Origin of the sequence: Mesorhizobium sp. M7A.F.Ca.CA.002.09.1.1 (genome assembly GCF_003998555.1) — a bacterium.
Lineage (GTDB): Bacteria > Pseudomonadota > Alphaproteobacteria > Rhizobiales > Rhizobiaceae > Mesorhizobium > Mesorhizobium ciceri.
Genome location: NZ_RZRR01000776.1, coordinates 1 through 2,696 on the forward strand (window position 1 = coordinate 1; position 2,696 = coordinate 2,696).

Consider the following 2,696-nt stretch of genomic DNA (forward strand, 5'->3'; position numbering starts at 1 on the left):
AAGTTGGGCTCACAGCATTCTCCGTCGCCCCGCCGCGGTCTCATACGATCGCTTGCCATGTGCGCGGGCCAGATGCTTTGATGACGCCTGCCGCGTCATTGCGGCATTGGACAAATTGTCCAATGCCTTCATCGCCGCGGTACGGTTAGCACTGGGGGGAACAACCGACAGGTCATACATTGAGCCGTCTTCGTACCCTTTTCCTGCTGCCCCTGCTGGCATCGCTCGGCTCCTGCAGCATGGTCGTCCTGAACCCTGCCGGCGACGTCGCCGAGCAGCAGCGCGACCTGCTGATGGTGTCCACGGCACTGATGCTGATCGTCATCATACCGGTGATGGCTCTCACCATATTCTTTGCCTGGCGATACCGCCAGTCCAACCGCGAGGCGCGCTACGAGCCGGATTGGGACCACTCGACCCATCTCGAACTCGTCATTTGGGCTGTGCCGCTTCTGATCATCATCTGCCTGGGCGCGGTGACCTGGATGGGCACCCATCTGCTCGACCCCTATCGTCCGATCGGACGTGTAGCGGCCGGCAAGCCGCTGCCGCCGGACGTGCGCCCGCTTGAGGTCGAAGTCGTCGCGCTCGACTGGAAATGGCTGTTCATCTATCCGGAATACGGCGTCGCCGTGGTCAACGAACTGGCTGCGCCGGTCGACCGGCCGATCAGCTTTCGCATTACCTCCGCATCGGTGATGAACTCCTTCTACATTCCAGCACTGGCCGGCCAGATCTATGCGATGCCGGGTATGGAAACCAGGCTGCACGCTGTCATCAACAAGTCCGGCGACTATGAAGGGTTCTCTGCCAATTACAGCGGCGCCGGCTTCTCGGGAATGCGCTTCGCGTTCCACGGCCTCGAGGATGCCGGTTTCCAGGCATGGATCGCGAAGGCAAAGGACAGCGGCGGCAAGCTCGACCGAAACGGCTATCTTGAGCTCGAACAGCCCAGTGAGAACCAACCCGTGCGCCACTATGCGGCGGTGGATAGCGATCTCTACAAGGCGATCCTCAACATGTGCGTCGAGCCCGGCAAGATGTGCATGAGCGAGATGTCGCAGATCGATGCCAAGGGCGGTCTGGGAATGGCCGGCATCCGCAACACCCTTCCGCTGCTGTATGACAAGTTCGCCCGGCGCGGCACGATATTCGGCCCCGCCCCATCCTATGTCGCCAGCATATGCACGACCGAAGAAGCACTGGCCGCTTCGAAGGCTGATCAATCCGCCACGCCGATGACCTCGACGCCGATAGTCGGCGCTGGTCTGCAACGGCCACTGCCCCTGTCGATCCGACTGCCGTCACCTTCCGCAACCGGCACGCTTCGGTCGCCCTTCAACTCCTGAGGCGCCACGCAAGACATGTTCGACAATCCTGCTCTTCTCAAGGCGATCTTCGGCCGGCTTACGTTCGAGTCGCTGCCGCTGCACGAGCCCATCGTGGTCGCGACCTTCATTGTCGTCGCGCTGGGCGGCATCGCCCTCGTCGGCGCGCTGACCTATTTCAAGCTCTGGGGCTATCTGTGGCGCGAATGGTTCACCAGCGTCGACCACAAGCGCATCGGTGTGATGTACATGGTGCTCGGCATCGTCATGCTGCTGCGCGGCTTCAGCGACGCCATCATGATGCGACTCCAGCAGGCGATGGCCTTCGGCGGTTCGGAAGGCTATCTCAATTCGCATCATTATGACCAGATCTTCACCGCGCACGGCGTCATCATGATCTTCTTCGTGGCGATGCCGCTGGTGACGGGCCTGATGAATTTCGTCGTCCCGCTGCAGATCGGCGCGCGCGACGTGTCGTTTCCGTTCCTCAACAATTTCAGCTTCTGGATGACGGTCGGCGGCGCGGTCATCGTCATGATGTCGCTGTTCGTCGGCGAATTCGCGCGCACCGGCTGGCTCGCCTACCCGCCGCTGTCGGGTATCGGCTACAGTCCCGATGTCGGTGTCGATTATTATATCTGGGCGCTGCAAGTGGCGGGCGTCGGCACGCTGCTGTCGGGCGTGAACCTGGTCTGCACCATCGTCAAGATGCGCGCGCCTGGCATGACCATGATGAGAATGCCGATCTTCACCTGGACCGCGCTCTGCACAAATGTGCTCATCGTCGCCGCCTTCCCGGTGCTGACGGCGGTGCTGGCCCTGCTGGCTCTCGACCGCTATGTCGGCACCAACTTCTTCACGAACGACTTCGGCGGCAATCCGATGATGTACGTGAACCTGATCTGGATCTGGGGCCACCCCGAGGTCTACATCCTGATCCTGCCGGCCTTCGGCATATTTTCCGAAGTGACCTCGGCCTTCTGCGGCAAGCGGCTCTTTGGCTACACCTCGATGGTCTACGCAACCATCGTCATCACCATCCTGTCCTATCTCGTCTGGCTGCATCACTTTTTCACCATGGGGTCGGGAGCGAGCGTCAACTCGTTCTTCGGCATCACCACGATGATCATTTCGATCCCGACAGGCGCCAAGATATTCAACTGGCTGTTCACCATGTACCGCGGCCGCATCCGCTTCGAACTGCCGATGATGTGGACAGTCGCCTTCATGCTGACCTTCACCGTCGGCGGCATGACCGGCGTGCTGCTCGCCGTTCCGCCGGCCGACTTCGTGCTCCACAACAGCCTGTTCCTGGTCGCGCATTTCCACAACGTCATCATCGGCGGCGTGCTGTTCGGCCTGTTTGCC

General features: G+C 61.1%; 2 protein-coding genes. Both read left to right on the top strand.

What is annotated here, in order from left to right:
* Positions 1–179: 179 nt before the first annotated feature.
* Positions 180–1,349 (top strand): ubiquinol oxidase subunit II, encoded by a 1,170-nt coding sequence (gene cyoA / locus EN994_RS26055; RefSeq protein ID WP_013531506.1) that lies wholly within the window; start codon positions 180–182, stop codon positions 1,347–1,349.
* Positions 1,350–1,364: 15 nt separating this feature from the next.
* On the top strand, positions 1,365–2,696 hold a 1,332-nt coding region (locus EN994_RS26060), incomplete at its 3' end, for a cbb3-type cytochrome c oxidase subunit I (RefSeq protein WP_127307924.1).